We start from the raw sequence: 23,471 nt of genomic DNA, 5'->3' as shown, positions 1-23,471 counted from the left end.
CAGCTGTTAGTTTGCTTTGTTATAATATTTGTTCATATGCTCAGGTACGCACATCTCAGGGAGGTTAGCCCTCACCAGCTGCTCTGCGAATGGTGGCGGAACAGCATTACCGCATCTTGCTACCTGTTTTGTTTTCGGGTAAACCTTCCCGTCACAATCACGATCAATTACATAATTTGATGGGAAACCTTGTGCGGCGAATAATTCATGAGGTTGTAACATCCTCATGCCGATATCCACTATTTGATATTCTTCTCCTTTTACGGTGACTAACCCGAATCTATCTTTAGTTGTTATGGTGTGTAATGGCTCGTTTATCTTCTGTCCGACATCTGAACCGTAATATTTTGTTAAGAATGCTTTGACTAAGCCGAATCTATTTGAAGTTGGTATTGTTGCAATTGGTTCGCCTAGTGTTTGGCCCCTGACACCGTTTTCTGTTGTTTCTGTATAATAAGTTGCTAGAAATGGCGTTACTAATGCATGATGACCACCTGTTGTAATTGTCTTAATGGGCTGATCAACTCTGCTTCCTACATGTCCTGTTGTGTTAACCATAAGCGTTGGTGAAACTAAACAATGCTCCTGTTTAGTTGTGATGGTTGTTAACGGCTTTGTTAACTCGTATTGCAGCCGATCACCAGCGAATCCAGTTTGACCGATACGAACAATAAACGGGTTTGGATTGTTAACCACAAAACGTTGGATGCCCCGTGCAATTCGCCTTAAAGTATTATCCGCAAGTGGCTTTTTTCGATTGAAGATGGATGGTGTTCCTATGCTCCAATCAATAATTTCACCAGCTGTTCTCCACGGTTTCAGCTTTCCGACTTGAACAGATAGACTGTTTGGATCGCCATGTGTTGGCTTCGGCCAAACAATGGGTTTACCATCACAGCGGGCTATCATGAAAAAGCGTTTCCTGGTAGTCGGGGCACCATAATCACAGGCTTTTAATTCTTTGAATTGCACTTCGTATCCCAACGCCTCAAGTGATTTCACAAATGATTTAAAGGTTTCGCCTTTTTTCTCTTTGATTGGGTACCCCTCTTCATCTAACGGACACCACGTCTGAAACTCTTCAACGTTTTCCAGCATGATGACTCTTGGTTTTACAGCAATGGCCCATTTAACTGCGATCCATGCTAGACCGCGAATGTTTTTATCCTTTGGCTTACCGCCTTTTGCTTTAGAAAAGTGCTTACAGTCAGGGGAAAACCATGCTAGCCCAACTTTTCGACCTTTAACAGCTTCTTTCGGTTCGACATCCCAAACAGATTCACAATAATGTTCCGTGTCAGGATGGTTCACCTCATGCATTGCTATGGCAGCAGGATCATGATTGATGGCTATATCAACTGATAACCCTGTGGCAAGCTCGATTCCTGTACTCGCTCCCCCGCCTCCTGCAAAGTTGTCTACAATGATTTCACGGAATAGATTGAGCTGTTTCATTGCATCAACCCAGCGATCACGATAATTGCCATGAACCCAAGCACCGTGAGTATTACAGGTCCGTTTGATTCCCTTTTCGCCATGACCACGTTACCTTCTATCACGAGATCATCGTTTTTGCGTACCAGCATCGGTACAACGTTTTCCGGCACTTTAAGATGGACAGCTGCATCATCAATCGTCATCGCTTGATTTTTGCAGGCTTTGACGGCCTGCGACAGTTCGATGTGCTTTGGTATACTCATCATTTCCCCGCCTCCATCAGCAAAGATCGTTTTAAGTTTTTCAGTTCAATGGTGACATCGGCTAGTTGCTCAGTAGCTCTGTTTGCTTGTGTTTCAGCCTTTCTCCATTCCTTCAAATACTGTTCATTCTTTTGGTTCGAGAACCTCAATTCTTGCTTTAGGCGCTGAATCTCGTTGTATAGGTCCATCTCTGATTCAATGACAGGTACGTCCACTTTTTGCAGAAATTCAGCGGCGAAGTGTCCTGAAAAACCTTCTAGGAAAACAGCAGGTGCGCTCGGATTGAATTCATCATCTTTACACTTCCATACTCTTCCTTCGCTTAGCACCGCTTCCACGCATGAATGCATGACGACTAGATCACCTTTTTTGAGTTTCTGATTCATAATTTCTCACCCTCCTTATCATCACAAAAACATTCACTTTCACGTTCCCCGCACGATTCGCATTTCTTTGACGGCCTGTAAAAGCTCGATATGTTTACTTTTTCACCGTCCAATCGCTTTCGAAAAACAAACTCATAATGCTTTTCGAGGTTTTTCAGGACTTCTAATCCGCCTCTGTGAAACTCAGATTTAGTTCTTGTAAAATGTCGCTGTCCCCACTCCAGTTCGTTTAAGAAAAACTGTGAGAATCCGTTGATCTGCTGATTCTTTTTCTCTAATTCTCTTTTCAAACGTGTTACCTCGTCTAAAAGGTCATCAACGTTTACTTGATCTTTTGATAACATCGCAATTCCTCCCCCGCAGGGGATGAACCCCTGCTATTTTTTAATTTTATGGCTGAAATCAAACCTAACTCGGTCAAAACTTCCTTTAATCGTTTCAATGATTGTGTGACCGTGTTCGGGAGCCTCTATGTAATGCGCTGTGTTGTTGATCCCGTCCAGCACGATCACTTGTACCTTTCCTTGTTCAACTAATGTTGTGAAAGGCTCGTTTTTTGTTAATGAGATAGTCTGCGGTCTATTCACAATCTTCACTCCAATGTGATATAATTAAGGTTCCTAAGCTTAATTACTCACATTGAACTGATGTGAATTCTTACCGCTGAGACTCGACGGATTGATCTGTGCGCTGCCAACGCCAGTCTTTACGTTTGAGTCTCTTTTTGTATGGCTTTGGTGGATGTTGCTGTCTATATGCTGCTAGTTCATCCTCTGACATAACCCACGCTTTTACTGGACCTGCTTTGTATGGATTCGCTACAGTTTCCAATATGCTCACCTCCTTTTATTCGTCACGCTGCGGAACGTTGAGTTCATAGATTCTTTCGAGTTCTTCGTCTGATAGTTTTTCGCAATATTCGCGACCAACGTTTGTGAGACTCAACCACTCGATCATTAACTCTCTATCGTCACTGGTCATCACTTGATGCCTCCCCTCTTTTTGAGGTGGCGCACAGCTGCTGCCTTGATCCGTTTTGGACAATCTTCATACCGCGCAATCACTTCCAACTGCCGTGCTGTCGCTTTCTCAAATGGCAACAAGATGCTCTTTTTCTTCATGCTGGTTGTCTTCCTTTCCAAAAACTCCACCTTTACGTGGTTCGATCTTTCCCAACTCTGCTTGATCAAGTATCAGCAACAGGATGTCATCGACATTGCGGGCTAAACGATTGGCCATGTGTCTGATCGGCTCATGATCCTGCCACATTTGTCTAAATAAAATGATGTCTTTCTCATCCCATATGAAATCACTGTGCGGACAAGCGTAGTAAACCGGTTGTTGTTCAAACAGCTTGCGTAGATCTCTTTTTTTGTAGCTCATTGCGCTTTTTTTGATATACATAGGCTCGTTTGCGCCGACACCGTTCGGACGCTCCTTGATCTTTCCTCGTTTGCTAAAATCAATCATCAGCATTAACACTTCTTCTTCTGGCCTGCGAAACAGCTCGGCCATTTCACTCAAAGACCTGCCTTCGTACCAGTAATCCAAAAATCGTTTGAGGCCAACAATCGTCCATTCAAAATTGAAATCTTCTAATATGATTCTAGTAGCGTTCACTTTGCAATTTCCTTTCTTCGCCCAACCTCTTTATGCACAATATGCATGGATGCTGCCAGATTCTTTTCCACGTGCCAGTAACGAGGGTTCAACCCATTTACTACTAGGGTTTTTCTTTCTGAGCGTGTTGGCTTTCTACCGCCTTTTTTCATGTTCGTTCCTCCTTGTGTTTTTCATACTCTTGCTTGCAGCCGATCTATTAAACTATCAACCTTCTCATTAGAACGGCAATTCTTCATCACGCTTATCAAAAGTATCTCTAAACAAAATGTACTTAGACCTTTTCGTCATGCGTGATACAAGTTTGGTGTCGTACATTTGTTTTAATTTGTCCCCAGTTAAATTGGATGTGTAAATCGTTGCTTTATCCTGTCTAGCTGATGTGACTGCATAAAGTATCTTGTGTATAAAGTTGGTGGCTTCACTCTTTGAATGTTCAGATCCCGTCTCAGCCCCTACGTCATCAATCACCAGATAATCCACATCACCTATAAGACCTGTTACATAACCTTGGGTGAATTTACTTTCTTTGTTGTGGAAAGAGTCTTGAATGGCAAAAGCAGCATCCGCAAGGTTTATAAACAAGCATGATTTGCCCATATCCTCAGGGTTGTCTGGATCAGGCGGCACATTGAGAGCTTTAAGTGCGGCATAGGCTAGATGACTCTTCCCCACTCCTGGATGACCCTGCAGAAAAATATTAAACACTTTTCCTTGTTTTAAATAACCGACAAGCTCCATCATGAGGCGTTTGTTTGCCGTTTCCTCAGGCTCGGTCACTTTGTAATTATCAAACGTCGCTTTAGCAATGGTTCTGTCTCGGAAGATACTACGCTTTTCAAGCGTGTTGAAATTCTTGGCACGCTGACTAAGCTCAATCTGACTTTCTAAATCTTTTTGGAGCTTCTTTTCATCCGCATCCAGTTCACATCGTGGACAAACAACCTTGCCGTTGAGGATCATCATACGAACAGGCTTTACAACATCTTCATTTCCACGAGTGAACGTGTGTTTATTGCAGTATTCAGAATGGAAGGTCATTCTTGCGTTTAAGGCTCCCGCTGCCACTGATTTGATGCTCTGCACGTTTTATCACCCCCGCACCTTCATTCAGATATCCTTCAAATTTAGTTCCAAACAAAGTCGTTGGCTGCAAGTACTTATTCATTTTGTCGTCTTTAAGCCATTGATTAGTTTTTGTCAGGATCACTGTTTTAAAGTCTTCAAATCTGAATCCGTCATTCCAACGTGCTTTGATTAATCTTTGTGTAGCAGCAGATGTATGTCTGAAAGACTTCCCTGTTACTTTGTTCAAAAGATCAACAATCAGCTTGAATGGAATTTCAGATTCTTGAGTTTCAGGATTAACAGTCGGGTTGCCCGACAATATATCTTTTAATTCTTTATCTATATCTAATTCTTTATCTATATCTGTTGCGTGACTTGCCGTGACGTTGATCGTGACGTCACGTGACATGTTATTTTTTGGTTCTGCAAGACTTAGTTTTTTTCGTTGTTTTTGCTTTCTCAATCGATTCTGTTCCCTAATCTTTTCGAGCGCATCTAGATTTTGATGCTTTTCCCAATTACATATACTGATAAAATTCTGATCATTAATTTCAATCATTCCGAATTTTCTAAATGTATCTAATGCCATGCGAACAATTCCCAATGGCCTTCCAAAGATGTGTGCTAACATTTCGTCTGTATAAGGAACGTTTTCACTTAGATAAATAAAACCAGAAGCGTTAGTTTTTCCTGCTTGAGCAAGTAATTTAACCCATATAATCAACAGAGTGTCAGATTCAGGCATTTGTTCAATGAGTTTAATTTTCTCATCGTCGAACATCTGGGTACTTAATTTCACCCATTTGACTTCCCCCATCGGTTGATCCTCCTATTTTTTTCTTAATTACCTTTTCAGCTTGAGCTTGTCCTTCAAAAAAAGGTGAAACAGAAGTTTCAAGCCTCTTTATTTTTTTTGTTTTTCTCTTTTTTTACTGGAGTGTAGTAAGGTGCGACAGCCTCGGTAAAAAGCTTTTCTCTGTCTTCTGTTCCAAAGAAAATTTCTCCGACAAACAGATTGCTTTTTTTCTTTTTCTTTCTTTGTGCCATAAAATCACCTCGAAACATAATATGCAATGCGGAGGATAGGACTACCCACCAAAAATATTGGTGTTTTTTGTATAAACTCATTCAATATCGAATTTCATAATGTTCCGTACCTCCTCATAATAAATGTTCCTGTAGGAACTTTGTGATTAAAAAAAATAACCAATACTTAAATTCAACTTATTACAGAATTGTAGAACACTCTTAATAGTCGGGTTAATTTTATAATTCTCTATTTTAGAGATATAGGAGCTTGTAAATCCCGTTAATTCAGCAAATTCAGTAATGGACATTTTCTTTTCTGAACGAATTTGCTTTATTTTGTTACCGAAAATAATCTTAAAATCCAAACTTAAACACCACCTCATAATGTTCCTACAGGAACTTACAAAACAAATATAACATCCTGCCTAACGCATTGTAAAGTTGTTTTTCTAATTTTTTTCCCAGAGGAAAAAACATGTTATAATAGTATGTATAAGAAGCACTACAGAAAGGTGATTGCTGTTTATGGATGATATTAATAAAGTCATAGGGCAAAATCTAGCCGATTTAAGAAAAAGCAGGAGTTTAACACTCGCTCAAATATCAGAAGAAATAGGGGTTACTCATAGTTATTTATCGAAATTAGAAGCTGGAAAAATAAAAAAGCCGTCATTTGAAAATTTAAATACAATTGCAAAATATTTTAACGTTGATCTTTCTTATTTCGTAACAAATAAAGAAGAACTTAATACAATGAGTGATGAAGAAAAAGAACTCGTTTTCTCCAGAAAGTTAAGCCTAGATCTCATTGAGAAGGCAGATATTATAGATAAACATGGTAATAAAATAACAAAAGATGAAAGAGAATTTATGCTTAATGCACTTGAAAATTATCGAGAATCTAAAGCGAAGTTTTTAGGAAGTGCTTCCGTAGAAGAAGAATGAGATGGTTCTTCTTTTTTTGTTGGTTTTGATACCTTTTTAAGTAATTCCTCATAAATAATTGACATAATATCCCCCTAAACAAGAACATATATTCCCATTATATTGTATTTTTTATCTTTTTGAAAGAGTTTCCTGTTTTTAAGATTTTGCAAAACAGGAAACTTCTCTTTAAAACACGAAAGACGTTACCATTTCTGGTAGCGTCTTTTTTACATGCCTACTTTTACATCTTTAGTTTGATAAACAGTTTCTTTTGCTGACATAGTGGTTTGGTACCCTGATACAAACAGAATTACACTGGCTAAAATCAGCACTTTAGTAAATTTTTTCATGCATTCACCTCCTGACTATTAGAGTTTATAGTCTAGTTCCAATTTTTGCAACTCTAATTTAGGAATGTTAGCTCTGAAATACTCACGTTTTTCTGAGAAATAGTGAAGTGATAAAAGAATTTTATCTGCTCTAGCTTCTTTAATTCCATCGAATAAGTACGCATATGGTTTAAGACGCTCATCACTATAATAATCAGATAATACACTGTGATTCTTTAATTTACTGGTAAAATCAGAAACGTTATATCTTGAATCTATACTAGCTTTCCAATAATACTGAAGAATTGCAATTTCCTCTTTATTTTGAATAATCTCATCTACTCTTTCTGGATGCTGCTCCATGAGATTTAAAAATATGTTGTAATACGCAATCGATTTTTCATAAGATGTTAAGAAATAAGAGAGTGCCAACAAATGGTTAGCGGTTATCTCATGGCTTTCACTAACTTTATTTTCAAGAAGTGATTTAGCTGCGAGTCTTGCAAGTTCAACATTGTTTTCTTGCTTTAAATATACATTAGCTAATACCTCATCTATTCTTGCACTGAAGCTTTTCCTAAGAAATGGATCTTTGATTTTGGTAATGTATGATCCTGCTTTACTAATATAAAAGTGGGCCATATCGTATTTCCCTAAATTATAGTAACCGTAGGTTTCAAGGATTAATAATAATGCTTTTGCCTCCATGGATTTAAAATTATTATTACGTAACTTACTGATATGTTGCATGTCAAAGTTTCCTCTATAATTTAGAATCCATTTGTAAAGTGAACAAGGTTCCGGTGTAACCGCTGAGTATTCTACAATCAAGTATCTCATAACATCAAACATTTTCTGTGTATAACAATACTCCAAAGCACAAAACAAATATTTTTTATCAATACCGCTTTTGCAGTAATCTCCCATCAACTCTTTTTCTTTCTCTGGAAGTATGCAATTAACAGCCTCTATCACCATCCAGAAAGCAATCTCTTTTCCGGATAAGAATTTGCTCATGTAGCCCTTAGTAATGCCAATTTTTTTTGCGATATCTAACTGAGTCATTTCAGATGAAATTAAACTGTCTTTGAGAATTTCCCCTATTTCTTTTTTTGCAATTACACTCATATGATCACCTTTCAAAATCAATTTAGCACACTAAAGTCGAAAAAGCTGTCATAAATTGTCGAATAAATATGAATTTTTAATAAGAATTGGCGAACTAATGATTGTATTATAATCCATTTGTGGTATAGGTTTACATATGACTTTTGGTGCAATTTTGTTAAATGTTGTTTTCGTTTGTAAAAGGTTTGCTTAGCATTCGAAATATGATTTCGAACAGTCTTTTCGCTAATAAAAAGCTCGCTTGCAATTTCTTTTGTTGTTTTATCTTGGACGAGCAATTCGAATACTTCTCTTTCTCTTTTGGTTAATAGCGGCTTGGATTGAAACTCTTTCTCCTTCAAGTATTGTAACCCTCCTTGCTAAGGTGAGAGCTCTAGTCTCTATAGAATGGGATTCTGTATAGTCGAGATATCATATGCCGGGTACTTGAGGTAGGTGACGTTAAAATCGAGAATTCCCGCAGATCAGCGTCCAATTTCCTCGCCTTCAAACCGCACAAAAAAGGACGAGTCCCCTATAGAGACATCATCCTTTATCAAACAAGCTTTTAAAATATCGAAATGGCTCCTGTTAAAAGAGCAATAAGTGTTGTAAACAGGGCTGTGAGTACGGTCCATAGCAGTGCGTACTTTTGCAAATCACCAATATCTTTATTCAGCATACTCACAAGCAGTAATGTGGAAGCGACAAGCGGACTCAGCAAATGGACAGGCTGTCCGATAATAGAGGCGCGCGCAATTTCTACTGGATCAATTCCGTAAGCTGCGCCGGCCTCAGCTAAGATTGGCAGCACCCCGAAATAATAAGCATCATTTGAAAGAACAAATGTAAATGGCATACTCGTCAAAGCGACAATGAGTGGAAAAAATGAGCTGTATGAATCTGGAATCATGTAAATGACCAAGTTAGCAATGGACTCCACCATTTTTGTTCCCGAAAAAATGCCTGTGAAAATTCCTGCTGCAAACACAAGGGTAATGACCGTTAAAGCATTTCCTGCATGCGATAAAATCCGCTCACGCTGATCTTCAACTTTTGGATAGTTGATCATAAGCGCAATGACAAAGCCAATGAGAAAGAGTACAGGAATCGGTACGATATCCAATACAAGTGTGACCATGACAGCAATCGTTAGGAAGAAGTTAACCCAAATCAAGTTTGGTCTCTTCATATCAGCTACGCCATCTTCAATTGATGCCGCCAATTCAGGAGAGATCGAGACCTCTTCTTTATACTGAATCTCGGCAACCCCAATGCGCTTCCGTTCTTTTTTTCCAAGAACATACGCTGTAAAAAGGATAAAAAGACCGCCCCCTATCATCGTCGGGAGTAATGGAATGAAGAATTCCGCTGCATCTAAACCAAGTGCAGCAATCGCACGAGTAGCTGGACCGCCCCAAGGCGTCATTCCACTCATAATGCCTAGTGATAATAATGAAATCGTCCCTAAAATCAGTGGGTTCATCCCAATTCTTAAGAAAAGTGGCAACATAGCTGATACGGTAATCATGTACGTTGTCGTCCCATCACCATCTAATGCAACAAGCATAGACAAAATCGCTACCCCAAAAGCAATTTTGACCGGATCGCCTTTCACAAGACGTAAAATCAGTTTGATCAATGGGTCAAACAATCCAGCATCCAGCATGACACCGAAAAATAAGATGGCAAATAACAATAAAGCAGCAGATGGTGCAACGGTCTTGAGTCCATCAAGCATCATGTCCCCTAATCCGCTGTAAAATCCACCGATTAATGCAAAGATGATTGGCACAACGGTTAGAGCCACCACCGGATGCATACGTTTTGTCATAATAAGAAATGTAAAAGTCACGACCATCAAGATCCCTAAAATAGCTAGCACTTCATATCCCTCCATCCTCTTCTTTACACGATCCACAAGCGCCCCTTTTGCACTTGCGGCCCGAAATGTTAGCGCTTTCTATTTCAAGGATATAATAGCTTTTTTTATAATGAAAATATCGATTTTTTCGTCTATTCAATAAAATTTTTTTATAATTAGCCTTGCTGACTTCTTAAAAACTCAATGAATGCTTTCACAACAGACAAATGAAGGGAATCTGGCTGGTACATGAGCCATGTATCTCTTAAAACAGGCTGTCCATCTTTATACGAAAGACCTTTTACAAATAGCTCATCACTTGGTCTGAGGCAAATTTCCGGGACAATGGCATAACCTAAACCATGCTTCACCATCTCTTTTGATGTATCTTGCCTGTCTGTCTCCATTGTCACAAGCGGAGGCATCGTGAACGTCTCCTGCCACCATCTGTTAATCAATCGTTTTAATGAACTATCCGTGTGATAGTCAATGAGCGGCAGCTTAGGAAGATCCTTTAGCTGTATTTCTGATTTTGAAATGATACAAAGCCGTTCTTTATCAAGCAAAAATCGCTCTCCATTCCAGTCGTAATCTCCTCTTAAAATCCCTAAATGTACACTTGATGTACCTAATAAATCCATGACTTTTGTGCTCCATCCTGTGTTCACCATAAATTGAACATGTGGATACTGCTTAGAAAACTCTCTTAAAATTTCCGGCAGTTTATATTGAGCAAAGTTACTCGACACCCCTAGTCGGATCGTTCCTTTGACCTTTTTTTGCATATTGAGCATGCCATCTTTCGTTTGCTGGAGCTGCTTGAGCATGTCATTTGCGTATTCAGCCAAATATTCGCCCTCTGATGTAAATTCAATTCCTCGTTTTCTTTTAAAGAAAAGCTTCATGTCAAATTCCTCTTCAAGCTGTTTCAATCGATAACTTAAGGCAGGCTGCGAGACAAATAATTTTTCTGCCGCTTTTGTGATGTTCTTCTCTTCATATAGCACCTTTAAAAACCGCCAATCTTTCTCATCCATTGTGTGCCCTCCTTTTGACCTTGTTATAAAAATAATTTATCGTTTTCTCTTAAAATAATGTATTTAACTTATTTCTTATTATACTTTACCATTTTGATTAGATAAATAGTAACTAAACAATTGAGGGTGAGATCAATGAGAAAAGTTCCAATCACAATCATGCGAGGCGGTACAAGCAAAGGGGTCTTCATTCAAGCCAATGATGCACCTTACGAACACGATGAGCTCGAAGCATTTCTATTAGACATTATGGGCAGCCCTGACCGGCTACAGGTTGATGGAATCGGGGGCGGCAATTCTTTAACAAGCAAAGTGGCCATTATCGATAAAGCCACTCGTCCAGATGTGGATGTGAACTATACGTTTGCACAAGTCAGCATCAATGAAAGATTTGTGGACTTTAAAGGAAACTGCGGGAATATCTCATCAGCAGTTGGGCCGTATGCCATCATTAAAGGACTTGTCCAAGCAGTTGAGCCTGTCACAACAGTACGTATTCTGAATACCAACACGAATAAAATCATTGTGGCAGAGGTAGAAGTCGAGAACGGAGAAGTGAAATTTGAAGGACAGGCAGAAATTCCAGGAGTGAAAGGAAAAGGTTCTCCCATTTATTTATCCTTTGAAAAACCTGAAGGCGCTGTCACAGGTAAAACCTTTCCGACTGGAAACAAAATGGATACGATCCAGACAAAGTTTGGAGAGATTCCGATCTCAATCGTTGACATTGCAAATCCAATCGCCTTTATCCGTGCCAAAGATATTCAATTAAAAGGAACTGAATTGCCTGAGGAGTTTACAGACGAATTGCTGGATGATTTAGAAGAGATTCGTTCCATCGCTGCTGAAATGTGCCACTTTGCACCAAAAGAACTGGCCACATTACAGTCTCCAGCTGTTCCTAAGCTTGCAATTATTAGCGAGCCTGCTGATTATGTAGATACAAATGGAATATTGAGAAGAGCAGCAGATATGGACATCATCGTTCGGATGCTATCGATGCAAAGACCGCACCAAGCACTTGCCATTACCGGATCTGTCTGTGTGTCAGCCAGCTGTTTCATGGATCAAACGCTTCCGGCACAGCTTTTTCAAGGTCAAGATGATACACTTCGAATTGGTCATCCTGCTGGTATTATGCAAACTGAAATTGATATCTCACAAAACAGAGTGAAAGTCATTCGAACCGCAAGAGAAATCCTAGATGGAGTGGTCTTTACAAAAAAAGACTACATGGTTCAACCTCAAATAAAAAGAGAAGCATAAATGAGACGTCATCATGTCGACAAAGAGCTAAAATGAACTGATTTTAGCTCTTTGTCTTTTTTCAGTTTGAAGATCTTAAAGCAACTCCGTTCTAACACCGAATGCAACGGTTTGTCTACACACTCATAGAACAAGAAATTGTCTACTTGGGCGGTGCATCAATATCTCCTGCTGAATGGGCTTTTATATGTCCTTGATCATCTTTTAACTGAATATGACCATAACGGTTCACACCACAGCAAATCCCTTCCTGCCATGTTTGCTTTTCACGATCTAATGAAATACGAAGCGGTTGATTCAGCCGATATAATCGTTTGTTATAGAGAGCTATGAGGGCTTCAAATCCTTCCATTTGCCAGCGTGCATGGTATTTTTCAAAGGCCGCTGCCAAATCTTTCACTAGCTGGTCCGCTTTCACCTCAGTCAGTTCTGATAGGCAAACGGTTTTATACGGAACGTGCTCCGGCTTTGTCTCTACATTGATGCCCACACCGATGTAAATAGCGCTGCGGTCTGCTTCAATTAATGTGCCAGATACTTTCGCTTCATTAATCAATAGATCATTTGGCCATTTGATTGCCAGCTGATCCTCTGCTCTCATGAGTGGTTTGAGTACATCATAAATGGCGAGTGCCGTCAGCGGGGCAATCGTTGATTGGGTGGAGATATCTACTGGCGGTTTTACTGTCATCGTGACAGCCACATTCCCTGTAGGTGTTTCCCACGGTCTGCCAAGCCTGCCTCTCCCTGCTGTCTGCTGCCGGGCATATACAGCAAATGAAGGGGTTTCTCCTTGCTGAATAAGCCTTTTCGCTTCATTATTTGTACTATCAATGGTGTCGTATTGAAAAATCTTCATGTGCTCTCCTTTGTTTCTTCTTCATTATGATTCTTTTATTATAACAAAATGAAGCATTCACCCGTGATTCTTTAATGTCGCTGGGCCTGAAAAGTCTCTTTTTCCTCTTCTGTAAACGGTACAGGGGCACCGGTGTCTTTACTTATTTGCACCATGGTGACTGAGCCTGTAAAACACGGTTCTTGCTGTTCATTTTCTCCTAAATAATGAAGGATGAGAGAGCTTGATCCAACCTTTTCTGGCTTTACATACACACGCAGCCTCTCACCGATTTCCACTTGCTTGATGTAATCACATTGAAGGTTTGCCACGACCGTAATCGTCTCTCTCGCTCGCTTCATTCGTTTATCTACAATTCCCGTTTTTTGAAAGAAGGCAATCCGTGCCTCTTCAAAATACACAAACGGGGTGACATTGTTCATGTGACCAAACATATCCGTTTCTGAAAAACGGACGGTTGTTTCCACATAAAAACGAAACGATGCCCTCCACTCTTCAAACGGCTCTTCAATATATGACGGCAGCCTCATTTGATCCACTCCTTATTCGCAAACAAAACGCCTCTCCCGTATTGGAAGAGGCGTTTGTTATGTTTTTGCATCCAGCCTCTTGTAAACACTCATCATGATTGGCAAGGAGGACTGAATGTGATGTTATTCTGCGTGATCGCTTCCGAAGAAGTTACGGAAAGCTTGTAAAGTTGTATCTCGGTTAAGTGCTGCAATTGATGTTGTGAGCGGGATTCCTTTCGGACAAGCCTGCACACAGTTTTGAGAGTTCCCGCAGTTTGCAAGACCGCCATCACCCATAATTTCTTCTAAGCGGTCAGACTTATTCATTGCACCTGTCGGATGTGCGTTAAATAAACGAACTTGTGAAAGCGGTGCAGGGCCCATAAAGGAAGACTTATCATTTACGTTTGGACAAGCTTCAAGGCAGACACCACATGTCATACACTTTGAAAGCTCATACGCCCATTGACGCTTTTTCTCAGGCATTCTTGGTCCAGGTCCAAGATCATATGTGCCATCGATTGGCACCCATGCTTTGACTTTTTTCAATGAATTGAACATACGGCTTCGATCAACCTGCAAGTCTCTCACAACCGGGAAAGTTTTCATCGGCTGAAGACGAATCGGCTGCTCTAGCTTGTCAATTAGTGCTGTACATGACTGGCGAGGCGTTCCATTAATGACCATGGAACAAGCGCCACATACTTCTTCAAGACAGTTCATGTCCCAGTTAATAGCCGTTGTTTTTTCACCTTTTTTATTGACCGGGTTACGTCTGATTTCCATGAGTGCAGAAATGACGTTCATATTCGGACGGTAAGGGATTTCGAATTCCTCATCATAAGGCTTGCCATCTGCTGTATCTTGACGTGTGATAATAAATTGAATCGTGTTTTTTTCACTCATCTTATTTCTCCACCTTTTTCTTCGAGTAATCTCGTTTACGAGGTGCAATTAACGATACATCGACGTCCTCATAGTGGAATGCAGGTTTTTGGTTTTTCCCTTTGAACGTAGCCATCGTTGTTTTTAGGAATTCTTCATCGTTTCTTTCTGGGAATTCCGGTTTATAGTGTGCGCCTCGGCTTTCATTCCGGTTGTAAGCCCCAATCGTAATGACACGTGCCAGCTGAAGCATGTTGTCAAGCTGACGCGTGAAGGCAGCGCCTTGGTTGCTCCATGAAGCTGTATCGTTGATGTTAATATGCTTATAGCGCTCCATCAGTTCTTCAATCTTCTCATCTGTTTTTAAGAGCTTCTCGTTGTAACGAACCACTGTAACGTTGTCCGTCATCCATTCTCCAAGCTCTTTATGAAGCACATATGCATTTTCTGTGCCATCCATGCTAAGGATGTTGTCCCATTTCTCCTGCTCTTTCTTCACGGCACTGTCGAATGTTGCAGATGATAAATCTTCTGCAGACTTTTCAAGACCACTAATGTATTTCACAGCATTTGGTCCAGCAACCATTCCACCGTAAATCGCAGAAAGCAATGAGTTTGCACCAAGTCTGTTTCCGCCGTGCATAGAGTAATCACATTCTCCGGCAGCAAACAAGCCTTTGATATTCGTCATTTGATCATAATCAACCCATAATCCGCCCATTGAATAATGAACAGCCGGGAAAATTTTCATCGGAAGCTTACGCGGGTCATCACCCATGAATTTTTCATAGATTTCAATGATTCCACCAAGCTTAATATCAAGCTCTTTTGGATCTTTGTGAGAAAGATCTAGGTACACCATGTTCTCTCCGTTGATCCCAAGCTTTTGCTCCACACATACGTCGAAAATTTCACGCGTTGCAATGTCACGCGGTACAAGGTTCCCGTATGCTGGGTACTTTTCTTCAAGGAAGTACCAAGGTTTTCCGTCTTTATATGTCCAAACACGTCCACCTTCACCACGAGCTGATTCACTCATGAGACGCAGCTTGTCATCTCCTGGGATCGCTGTTGGGTGAATTTGAATGAATTCTCCATTTGCGTAATGCGCCCCTTGCTGATAGACGATGGATGCAGCAGATCCAGTGTTAATCATGGAGTTCGTTGATTTACCGAATACGATACCAGGGCCGCCTGTTGCCATGATGACAGCATCTGAACGGAAGGATTCGATTTCCATTGTCGTCAAGTTCTGCGCGACAATGCCTCGGCATACTTCCTCGTCATCTAAGACAGCGCCAAGGAATTCCCAGCCTTCATATTTCGTCACAAGCCCCGCTACTTCATAACGGCGAACCTGCTCATCTAGTGCATATAATAACTGCTGACCTGTTGTCGCACCAGCAAATGCTGTACGGTGGTGCTGTGTTCCCCCGAAACGGCGGAAGTCCAGTAATCCTTCTGGTGTTCTGTTAAACATTACACCCATACGATCAAGTAAGTGGATAATGGACGGCGCTGCTTCACACATTGCCTTTACTGGCGGCTGGTTAGCTAAAAAGTCTCCGCCATATACCGTGTCATCAAAATGCTCATAAGGTGAATCTCCTTCACCTTTTGTATTGACCGCTCCGTTAATTCCGCCCTGTGCACAAACAGAATGCGAACGTTTCACAGGTACGATTGAAAATAGTTTAACAGCTGTTCCCGCTTCTGCTGCTTTGATAGTTGCCATGAGACCAGCTAAGCCGCCTCCGACAACGATGATGCTAGAATTACTCATTGTAGCCCCTCTCCCTCTTCTACTAATCTATTTCCTCTTAAACAAAAGCGAAAATTGCTCTTAGCCCTACATATGAAAGCGCTATAAATATACCTAATGTCACATATGTGGAGATTCTTTGTGAGCGTGGTGAAACTGTAATTCCCCAGCTGACAGCAAATGACCACAAGCCATTAGCAAAGTGGAAAATAGTAGATAAAACACCGACAATATAGAAACCTAGCATAAATGGAGAGCTTAAAATATTCGCCATCATGTCATAGTTTACTTCAGCTCCAAGCTGCGCTTGAATGCGTGTTTCCCATACGTGCCAAGTGACAAAAATCAATGTGATGATACCTGTAATCCGTTGCAGTCTGAACAACCAGTTTCTTAAGTAACTGAAGCGAGACGTGTTGTTTTGTGCCGTAAAGGCTATGTACACCCCATAAACAGCATGATAGATCAGTGGTAAGAAAATCACGAACAGCTCAAGTGCATATCTGAATGGAAGCTGTTCCATAAAGTGTGCAGCTTTGTTAAACGCCTCTGGTCCATTCGTCGCAAAGTGGTTAATCACTAAGTGCTGTACTAAAAATAGACCGACCGGAATGACGCCAAGCAAAGAATGCAATCTCCGATAAAAAAATTCTTTGTTCCCCGACATTACTTTACCCCCTAGTAAAAAAAGTGCAATTGCTTGAAAATTGTCTTACCCCCGCTTCTTTCAATTGTAAGCACTTTATTCAAATTTATTGACAATTTCATTTTACTCCTATGTCAAAAAAGCGTCAAGAAACCGCGTACATAAATTAAAATTTTCCGAAATTTAAAAGTTTTAAATCAAAATTCGTTTTACTACAATAAGAATTTCTTAGACTTCAGGGAAAACTCTGTCATCATATGCCCACATAAGCTATAATAAATTGTTGAAAGAGGGGAGCCATACAATGAATAAATTCGAATCTAACTTAGAACAGCTAAAAGAAATTGAAGTCAATGGATTTGCCTACGAGCTGATACGCGAAGTTCTGCTGCCTGACATTCTTGGTCAGGATCATTCATCTATGATGTATTTTGCGGGTAAACTGCTTGCTCGTAAATTTCCTCAAGAGTCATGGGAAAAGATCCCCGAATTTTTCCATGATGCCGGATGGGGAACTCTCACGATGGTCCATTCTAAAAAACAGGAAATTGAGTTTGAGCTCGAAGGTCCACTTGTATCGAATCGACTCAGCTATCAAAAGGAGCCATGCTTTCAAATGGAAGCAGGTTTTATCGCTGAACAGATTCAGCTTCTCAATGAGCACGTGGCTGAATCCTATGAACAAGTAAAAAAGCGTGCTGATAAAGTCATTTTAACCGTTAAATGGGATTTAAGAGACCCTAGCTAACACTGCTTATGAAAGGCGAGGACTTCGTGTCACGCCTTTTTTATATACCCTTCTATCATAGCACAGTTGACGTACCGGTTTACGCATGTTTTTCTTTCTTCATATGCTGATGATTTCCAATATAAAAAAGAGGTGTATCTTTTTACGGAATACACCTCTTTTGAAGATTTAAGAATGAGCTGCGGCGCTCACCTTTGATAATTCAAACGCATCATGAAGGGCTTCTACAGCTTTCACCATATCTTCACGATCAACGACTGTTGAGACTTTGATCTCAGACGTACTGACCATTTTCACTTGAATGTCTTTTTGAGCTAACACAGCGAACATTTCAGCCGCAACGCCTGGGTTTGAGACCATACCAGAGCCAACGATAGATACTTTGGCTAATTTGCTTTCTGTCTCAATCTGCTCATAACCAAGCGCACCTTTGTATTCTTCTAATACTTCAACTGTTTTAGACAAATCATCCGTTTTCACAGAGAAAGAGATGGAGGTCTGATTGGTGCTTGTGACAGACTGAATGATGATATCGACATTGATATTTTGCTTTGCAAGTGTCGTAAAAATCGTCGATAGCGTTGTTAAACCGCTTGAAAGGCCGCATACCGTCACGCGTGTCATCTGATCTTCAAATGCAATGCCTCTTACAACTAAATTTTGTTCCATGGATGATTCCTCCTCAATTAACGTACCCGATTCATTTTCAATACTAGAACGGACTTCTAGTGGGATTTGATAATTTTTCGCAAATTCGACCGCTCTCGGATGCAACACACCTGCTCCTAAATTGGCTAACTCAAGCATTTCATCGTATGAAATTCCTGCAAGTTTTCGCGCAGACGGTACATAACGAGGATCTGTTGTAAACACACCTGGTACGTCCGTATAAATATCACATTTGTCCGCTTTGAGTGCCGCAGCTAGTGCCACTGCTGTCGTATCTGATCCACCACGCCCAAGTGTTGTAATATGTAGATCATCCGCAATTCCTTGGAAACCTGCTACAACGACGACTTTTCCCGCACTCAGTTCTTCTTTGATTCTTGCTTCATCGATGTCCACGATTCTTGCATTTCCGTGCACCTTCTCTGTTTTCACCCCAGCTTGCCAGCCTGTAAAGGAAATGGCATCATAACCTTTTGCTTGGAGTGCCATTGCTAATAATGAAATGGTCACCTGCTCACCAGTTGTCAGTAGCATATCCATTTCTCTTTTGCTTGGATCATCTGTGAGTTCTTTCGCTAGGTCTACTAGAACATCCGTTGATTTGCCCATCGCAGACACAACCACGACCACATCATTTCCTGCCTCGCGTTCAGCGATGACTCTCTCTGCGACGTTGCGAATTTTTTCTGTCGATCCAACAGATGTTCCACCAAATTTTTGTACAATTAGTCCCATGTCTACCACCCTTTTTCAAAAGATCACGTGTGAGAGAAGAGGCTGCGGAGACTGCTCTGTTCACTGCAAATAAAAAAGCAATGAGAGAACAAATCTCCCATTGCTTTAAAACCATCATCAAACGATGCAAACAATGAGATAGCCCTCCAAGAAATCAATTCTTGACAGCCCTACATTTCTTCAATGTACAGCCAGCGAATAAAATGAGTGGATTTTATTCACTTCGGCGACGCTCCCCTTTCAGCCCTCTTCCTAGATCCCATCGATCTCTGAAGGCTTACTCTTGAAGTTCGCACCTCTATCTTCAACAAACAACACGTTCATTTATTAAATTAGTCACATCTTAACAGACTTTTGGAAAAAGTACAATCTATTTTTTTAATGCCTCCATTAAAAGTTCAGCCGTTTGTTTCGGAATACCAGCGTCCTGAAAATCCTGGATAGAGGCTTCTTTCATCTTTTTCACAGAGCCAAAATGTTTCAGCAACTGCTTTTTGCGCTTTTCCCCGATACCTGGGACATCGTCTAGAATAGACTGGAATGCATTCTTCCCCCGCAGCTGCCGGTGAAAACTAATCGCAAATCGGTGCACTTCATCTTGAATACGCTGCAATAAATAAAAGGCCTGACTATTCCGTTCGAGCGCAACAATTTCAAGCGTATCACCCATCATAAGATTCGATGTCCTGTGTTTTTCATCTTTCACTAGACCTGCCACAGGAACAGACAGATTTAATTCATTTTCGAGCACATCTATGGCTGCGTTGATCTGTCCTTTTCCTCCGTCGATTAAAATCAAGTCAGGAAGCGGCAGTTCATCCTTTAACACCCGGGTATACCGCCTTCTAATGACTTCACGCATGGAAGCATAATCATCGGGCCCCTCAACGGTTTTAATTTTGTATTTTCGGTACTCTTTTTTATACGGCTTCCCGTCTTGGAAGACAACCATAGCTGATACGGGGTCTGCTCCTTGGATATTGGAGTTATCAAACGCCTCAATCCGGTATGGCATATAAATATTGAGTGCATCGCCAAGCTGCTCCACTGCACCAATTGTCCGTTCTTCATCACGCTCTATAAGCGAGAACTTTTCTTTGAGAGCAATTTTGGCGTTTTGGTGGGCAAGTAAAAGCAAATCCTTTTTCTTTCCTTTTTTCGGCTGATGAACATTCGTTTCAAGCAATTGCTCAATCAACTCTTGATCAACGCTGTCCGGCACCAAAATTTCTTTCGGCAGAAAATGGTTGTTCTTTTCATAAAACTGCCCCATAAACGTGAGAAATTCTTCCTCAGGGTCTTGATACATCGGAAATAGGCTGACATCACGTTCGATTAATTTCCCCTGTCTGATGAAGAAGACTTGGACACACATCCAGCCCTTATCATAAGCATAGGCAAACACATCGCGATCAGATAAGTCACTCATCGTCATCTTTTGCTTTTCCATCGTTGAGTCGATATAAGCGATTTGATCTCTCAGTTCTTTTGCCCGCTCAAATTCTAATTGTTCGGCCGCTTCCTGCATCTTCTCTGTTAATTCTTTCTTGATTTGCTGATGTCCTCCGTTTAGAAATCTTGTGATTTCATCGACGAGCTGCTTATTCGTTTCTTCAGAAATGTCATACACACACGGAGCAAGACATTGCCCAAGATGATAATAAAGGCAGACTCGGTCAGGGAGTGTCGCACATTTTCTAAGTGGATATAAACGGTCGAGCAGCTTTTTCGTTTCTCTTGCTGCTTGTACGTTCGGATATGGACCGAAGTATTTCCCTTTATCCTTTTTCACATTGCGGGTGACAATCAGCTTAGGATGACGTTCATTCGTAATTTTAATAAAAGGGTACGTTTTGTCATCCTTGAGCATGACATTGTATTTCGGGTCATATTTTTTGATTAAATTCAGCTCTAAAATAAGTGCCTCAATATTTGAAGAGGTGACAATGTATTCAAAGTCTTCGATTTCACTGACAAGCCGCTGCGTTTTGGCATCATGAGATCCTGTAAAATAAGAGCGGACCCTATTTTTTAATACCTTTGCCTTTCCCACATAAATGATCGTATTTTGTCTATCTTTCATTAAGTAACAGCCTGGTTGATCAGGTAAGACTGACAGCTTTTCTTTGATCAATTTGTTCATATTTTCATCCGTCCTTGTTTTCCACTTTCACTCCTTCTAGTGTATCACGAACATTTGTTTTATACCACGATGAAAGAAAAGCGGCTCTCGACTATACGAGAACCGCTTTTGAGATCATGCCACGCGGGCATAGATCGGTTTATAGATGTTTGTTTACAAGCTCAGCTAGTGCTTCTTTTGGTTTGAAACCAACAGACGTTTCGACGACTTCACCGTCTTTTAAAACAAGAAGTGTTGGGATACTCATAACGCCGTATTTACCAGCAGTTTCTTGGTTATCATCCACATCAATTTTTACAATTTTCATTTTATCGCCCATTTCTTGATCAAGTTCTTCAAGAACTGGAGCAATCATTTTACAAGGTCCGCACCAAGGTGCCCAAAAGTCTGCAAGAACAACACCTTCTGCAGTTTCTTGTGAAAATGTTGCGTCAGTAGCTTTTACGATTGCCATTATTCATTCCTCCAATGTAAATTATGCTTTTTAGTATAGCATCTACCAATGTGACTTGCGAATGAAATGCTTACGAATCATTTTTTATGAAATGAATTAAAAAACAAACCGTATGATCGCACCAATAACAACAATCGCACCGATGATCATCAGAATGGTTCTAAGCATATGACATAACTCCCTTTCCGCTTCATTTACAATGTATGATGCCCCAACATTCTTCTCATCAAACATTGAAATATGCGATCAAGCCAGATCAACGGTCAACATTACAACCGACATAGGCGGCAGATCAATAGTCAGCTCGCCGTGCTTAACAGCAAATTGCCGAAAGTCCGCAGGCTGAACGGAATGAGGATCATCAAACGTGTTGTGCGCATTCATCCGATCAGCAGTCAGCACACGGCCAGTGACCTTCGTTTTTGCATCGATTCCCTCTATCGCAAGAGATACGTCTGCTTTTTCATGGGGATTCACATGACATAAACTAATATGCATCTTGTCAGATGACCGCGAGGCTGACACACTGACTTGAGGGATTTTTTCACCCCGGCGTTCATATGAAGGGACATTCAATTCTACTTCAAGCGCTTCTTCTTCTTGATGCACTTGAAACATGTGAAATACGTGATAGGTAGGTGTCAGGAGCATCTTTTCGTCCTGCGTTAACACCATCGCTTGCAGCACATTGACGGTCTGGGCAATATTCGCCATATGAATCCGCTGGCAATGGCGATGAAAAATATGAAAATGCAAGGCACAGACTAAAGCATCTCTTAATGTGTTTTGCTGATACAAAAACCCTGGATTTGTCCCCGGTTCTGGATCATACCATGTCCCCCATTCATCAATAATCATCCCGATTCGCTTGTCTGGGTCATAACGATCCATGATCTCTCCGTGATCTACAACAAGCCGCTCCATTTCAGACGCCTTTTTCAGCGTTGTAAACCACTCATCCTCATCAAAATCGGTCGCTGACCCTTTCTTCTCCCATGTTCCTGGGACCGTATAGTAATGCAAACTGAGCCCATCCATCCATGGCGCTGCACGCTCCATTAATACTTTTGTCCAATTCACATCATTTGAATTCGCACCACATGCGATTTTGTAAATGCGCTGACCAGCAAACTCTCTCACATACGTTTGGTAGCGTTTATATAAGTCTGCATAATACTCTGGCGTCATATTTCCACCACATCCCCAGCTTTCATTGCCTACACCAACATACGTCAGCTCCCACGGTTCTTGTTTTCCATTTTGAATCCGCCAATCCGACATAGGTGTCCCTTTAGGAAATGTGATATATTCAATCCATTCTGCTAATTCTTGAACAGAGCCGCTTCCAACGTTTCCACAAATATAAGGCTCACATTCAAGTAATTCACACAGTCTCATAAATTCATGTGTACCAAACGCATTTGATTCAACGGTGCCACCCCAATGAGTATTCACCATCGGCTTTCGTTCACTCAGATCACCGACGCCGTTTGCCCAATGATACTCGTCTGCAAAACAGCCGCCCGGCCACCTCAGCACCGGGATATGTAAGGCTTGAAGTGCCTTTAGTACATCGGTACGAATCCCCTCAATATGGTCAATCGATGAGTCTTTCCCTACCCAAATGCCGTCATAAATTCCTCTTCCTAAATGCTCTTGAAAGTGTCCATAGATGTGTTTAGAAATGCGTCCAATGACTTCATTGATTTTTACTATCCCATTCAT

29 protein-coding genes, 1 pseudogene and 1 riboswitch are annotated in these 23,471 nt (G+C 40.9%); of the genes and pseudogenes, 3 read left to right on the top strand and 27 right to left on the bottom strand.

From position 1 onward, the window contains the following. Positions 1-6 precede the first annotated feature (6 nt). The 13 genes from MHH23_RS07625 to MHH23_RS07565 all read right to left on the bottom strand — a co-directional run bounded on the left by MHH23_RS07625 (position 7) and on the right by MHH23_RS07565 (position 6,186). On the bottom strand, positions 7-1,455 hold the full coding sequence (locus MHH23_RS07625) for a DNA cytosine methyltransferase (RefSeq protein WP_340959208.1): 1,449 nt from the start codon (positions 1,453-1,455) through the stop codon (positions 7-9). After that, complete coding sequence (locus MHH23_RS07620; RefSeq protein ID WP_340959206.1) at positions 1,452-1,703, bottom strand: hypothetical protein; 252 nt, start codon at positions 1,701-1,703, stop codon at positions 1,452-1,454. Before MHH23_RS07620 ends, MHH23_RS07625 begins: the two co-directional genes overlap by 4 nt. Continuing rightward, entirely contained in the window at positions 1,700-2,086 is a 387-nt protein-coding gene (locus tag MHH23_RS07615) for a hypothetical protein (protein ID WP_340959205.1), read from the bottom strand. The genes MHH23_RS07620 and MHH23_RS07615 overlap by 4 nt, the downstream gene beginning before the upstream one ends. Next, positions 2,083-2,430: a hypothetical protein gene (locus MHH23_RS07610; RefSeq protein WP_340959204.1), complete on the bottom strand. Its 348-nt coding sequence runs from the start codon at positions 2,428-2,430 to the stop codon at positions 2,083-2,085. The genes MHH23_RS07615 and MHH23_RS07610 overlap by 4 nt, the downstream gene beginning before the upstream one ends. 33 nt (positions 2,431-2,463) lie before the next feature. After that, a complete protein-coding gene (locus MHH23_RS07605) occupies positions 2,464-2,673 on the bottom strand; it encodes an XtrA/YqaO family protein (protein WP_220554121.1) in 210 nt (69 codons plus the stop codon). A gap of 70 nt (positions 2,674-2,743) precedes the next feature. Further along, the gene (locus tag MHH23_RS07600; protein WP_440607716.1) at positions 2,744-2,926 is read right to left on the bottom strand and encodes a hypothetical protein; all 183 of its coding nucleotides are present in this window, start codon (positions 2,924-2,926) and stop codon (positions 2,744-2,746) included. A 6-nt stretch (positions 2,927-2,932) separates the two neighbouring features. Further along, positions 2,933-3,067, bottom strand: coding sequence for a BH0509 family protein (locus MHH23_RS07595; protein WP_340959199.1), 135 nt, complete (start codon positions 3,065-3,067; stop codon positions 2,933-2,935). Positions 3,068-3,175: 108 nt separating this feature from the next. Then, positions 3,176-3,706, bottom strand: coding sequence for a hypothetical protein (locus MHH23_RS07590; RefSeq protein ID WP_340959197.1), 531 nt, complete (start codon positions 3,704-3,706; stop codon positions 3,176-3,178). Next, positions 3,703-3,858, bottom strand: a complete 156-nt coding sequence (locus tag MHH23_RS07585; RefSeq protein WP_340959196.1) for a DUF6906 family protein — start codon at positions 3,856-3,858, stop codon at positions 3,703-3,705. Before MHH23_RS07585 ends, MHH23_RS07590 begins: the two co-directional genes overlap by 4 nt. 67 nt (positions 3,859-3,925) lie before the next feature. Next, positions 3,926-4,792, bottom strand: a complete 867-nt coding sequence (locus MHH23_RS07580) for an ATP-binding protein (RefSeq protein ID WP_340959194.1) — start codon at positions 4,790-4,792, stop codon at positions 3,926-3,928. Further along, positions 4,731-5,591, bottom strand: a complete 861-nt coding sequence (locus MHH23_RS07575; protein WP_340959192.1) for a phage replisome organizer N-terminal domain-containing protein — start codon at positions 5,589-5,591, stop codon at positions 4,731-4,733. Before MHH23_RS07575 ends, MHH23_RS07580 begins: the two co-directional genes overlap by 62 nt. Positions 5,592-5,668: 77 nt before the next feature. Further along, a complete protein-coding gene (locus tag MHH23_RS07570; RefSeq protein ID WP_220554126.1) occupies positions 5,669-5,902 on the bottom strand; it encodes a hypothetical protein in 234 nt (77 codons plus the stop codon). Between the two features lie 65 nt (positions 5,903-5,967). After that, entirely contained in the window at positions 5,968-6,186 is a 219-nt protein-coding gene (locus tag MHH23_RS07565) for a helix-turn-helix domain-containing protein (protein ID WP_047945322.1), read from the bottom strand. 142 nt (positions 6,187-6,328) lie between these two features. On the opposite strand from MHH23_RS07565, the gene MHH23_RS07560 reads away from it, so the two are divergent. Beyond that, positions 6,329-6,748, top strand: a complete 420-nt coding sequence (locus tag MHH23_RS07560; protein ID WP_047945321.1) for a helix-turn-helix domain-containing protein — start codon at positions 6,329-6,331, stop codon at positions 6,746-6,748. Between the two features lie 209 nt (positions 6,749-6,957). On the opposite strand, the gene MHH23_RS07555 is transcribed toward MHH23_RS07560, so the two are convergent. The 5 genes and pseudogenes from MHH23_RS07555 to MHH23_RS07535 all read right to left on the bottom strand — a co-directional run bounded on the left by MHH23_RS07555 (position 6,958) and on the right by MHH23_RS07535 (position 11,067). Next, on the bottom strand, positions 6,958-7,080 hold the full coding sequence (locus tag MHH23_RS07555) for a hypothetical protein (RefSeq protein WP_259407143.1): 123 nt from the start codon (positions 7,078-7,080) through the stop codon (positions 6,958-6,960). A gap of 18 nt (positions 7,081-7,098) precedes the next feature. Continuing rightward, positions 7,099-8,187 (bottom strand): AimR family lysis-lysogeny pheromone receptor, encoded by a 1,089-nt coding sequence (locus tag MHH23_RS07550; protein ID WP_047945320.1) that lies wholly within the window; start codon positions 8,185-8,187, stop codon positions 7,099-7,101. A gap of 185 nt (positions 8,188-8,372) precedes the next feature. Then, positions 8,373-8,528 (bottom strand): annotated as a pseudogene (gene gerE, locus MHH23_RS07545) (spore germination transcription factor GerE); the annotation flags it as partial. A 206-nt stretch (positions 8,529-8,734) separates the two neighbouring features. Next, a complete protein-coding gene (locus tag MHH23_RS07540) occupies positions 8,735-10,051 on the bottom strand; it encodes a CitMHS family transporter (RefSeq protein ID WP_017358236.1) in 1,317 nt (438 codons plus the stop codon). 155 nt (positions 10,052-10,206) lie between these two features. After that, complete coding sequence (locus MHH23_RS07535) at positions 10,207-11,067, bottom strand: LysR family transcriptional regulator (protein ID WP_099726942.1); 861 nt, start codon at positions 11,065-11,067, stop codon at positions 10,207-10,209. A gap of 135 nt (positions 11,068-11,202) precedes the next feature. Between MHH23_RS07535 and MHH23_RS07530 the strand changes: the two genes are divergently transcribed. Next, positions 11,203-12,333 carry a 2-methylaconitate cis-trans isomerase PrpF family protein gene (locus MHH23_RS07530; protein WP_340959188.1) on the top strand — a complete coding sequence of 377 codons (1,131 nt, stop codon included), beginning with the start codon at positions 11,203-11,205 and terminating at the stop codon, positions 12,331-12,333. Positions 12,334-12,475: 142 nt separating this feature from the next. Here the strand turns inward: MHH23_RS07530 and MHH23_RS07525 are convergent, their stop codons facing one another. From MHH23_RS07525 to MHH23_RS07505, 5 genes are all read right to left on the bottom strand, one after another. Next, complete coding sequence (locus MHH23_RS07525; RefSeq protein ID WP_041506811.1) at positions 12,476-13,192, bottom strand: biotin--[acetyl-CoA-carboxylase] ligase; 717 nt, start codon at positions 13,190-13,192, stop codon at positions 12,476-12,478. 71 nt (positions 13,193-13,263) lie between these two features. Then, positions 13,264-13,722, bottom strand: coding sequence for an acyl-CoA thioesterase (locus MHH23_RS07520; RefSeq protein ID WP_007501614.1), 459 nt, complete (start codon positions 13,720-13,722; stop codon positions 13,264-13,266). Between the two features lie 123 nt (positions 13,723-13,845). Continuing rightward, a complete protein-coding gene (gene sdhB, locus MHH23_RS07515; RefSeq protein WP_008345969.1) occupies positions 13,846-14,610 on the bottom strand; it encodes a succinate dehydrogenase iron-sulfur subunit in 765 nt (254 codons plus the stop codon). 1 nt (position 14,611) lies between these two features. Then, entirely contained in the window at positions 14,612-16,372 is a 1,761-nt protein-coding gene (gene sdhA / locus MHH23_RS07510; protein ID WP_007501620.1) for a succinate dehydrogenase flavoprotein subunit, read from the bottom strand. A 37-nt stretch (positions 16,373-16,409) separates the two neighbouring features. Then, complete coding sequence (locus MHH23_RS07505) at positions 16,410-17,018, bottom strand: succinate dehydrogenase cytochrome b558 subunit (protein WP_007501622.1); 609 nt, start codon at positions 17,016-17,018, stop codon at positions 16,410-16,412. 283 nt (positions 17,019-17,301) lie between these two features. On the opposite strand from MHH23_RS07505, the gene MHH23_RS07500 reads away from it, so the two are divergent. Next, complete coding sequence (locus MHH23_RS07500) at positions 17,302-17,745, top strand: YslB family protein (protein ID WP_008345974.1); 444 nt, start codon at positions 17,302-17,304, stop codon at positions 17,743-17,745. 168 nt (positions 17,746-17,913) lie between these two features. Here the strand turns inward: MHH23_RS07500 and MHH23_RS07495 are convergent, their stop codons facing one another. From MHH23_RS07495 to MHH23_RS07480, 4 genes are all read right to left on the bottom strand, one after another. Further along, on the bottom strand, positions 17,914-19,149 hold the full coding sequence (locus tag MHH23_RS07495) for an aspartate kinase (RefSeq protein ID WP_035701939.1): 1,236 nt from the start codon (positions 19,147-19,149) through the stop codon (positions 17,914-17,916). A gap of 131 nt (positions 19,150-19,280) precedes the next feature. Next, a riboswitch (Lysine riboswitch) is annotated at positions 19,281-19,458 on the bottom strand. A 61-nt stretch (positions 19,459-19,519) separates the two neighbouring features. Beyond that, complete coding sequence (uvrC, locus tag MHH23_RS07490) at positions 19,520-21,292, bottom strand: excinuclease ABC subunit UvrC (protein ID WP_024718633.1); 1,773 nt, start codon at positions 21,290-21,292, stop codon at positions 19,520-19,522. Between the two features lie 139 nt (positions 21,293-21,431). Then, positions 21,432-21,746: a thioredoxin gene (gene trxA / locus MHH23_RS07485; protein WP_007501629.1), complete on the bottom strand. Its 315-nt coding sequence runs from the start codon at positions 21,744-21,746 to the stop codon at positions 21,432-21,434. 246 nt (positions 21,747-21,992) lie between these two features. Beyond that, positions 21,993-23,471: an alpha-N-arabinofuranosidase gene (locus tag MHH23_RS07480; protein ID WP_256688569.1), complete on the bottom strand. Its 1,479-nt coding sequence runs from the start codon at positions 23,469-23,471 to the stop codon at positions 21,993-21,995.

It is taken from the genome of Bacillus sp. FSL K6-3458, from assembly GCF_038005045.1.
Lineage (GTDB): Bacteria > Bacillota > Bacilli > Bacillales > Bacillaceae > Bacillus > Bacillus altitudinis.
This window is presented reverse-complemented; position numbering and strand designations above follow the sequence as displayed.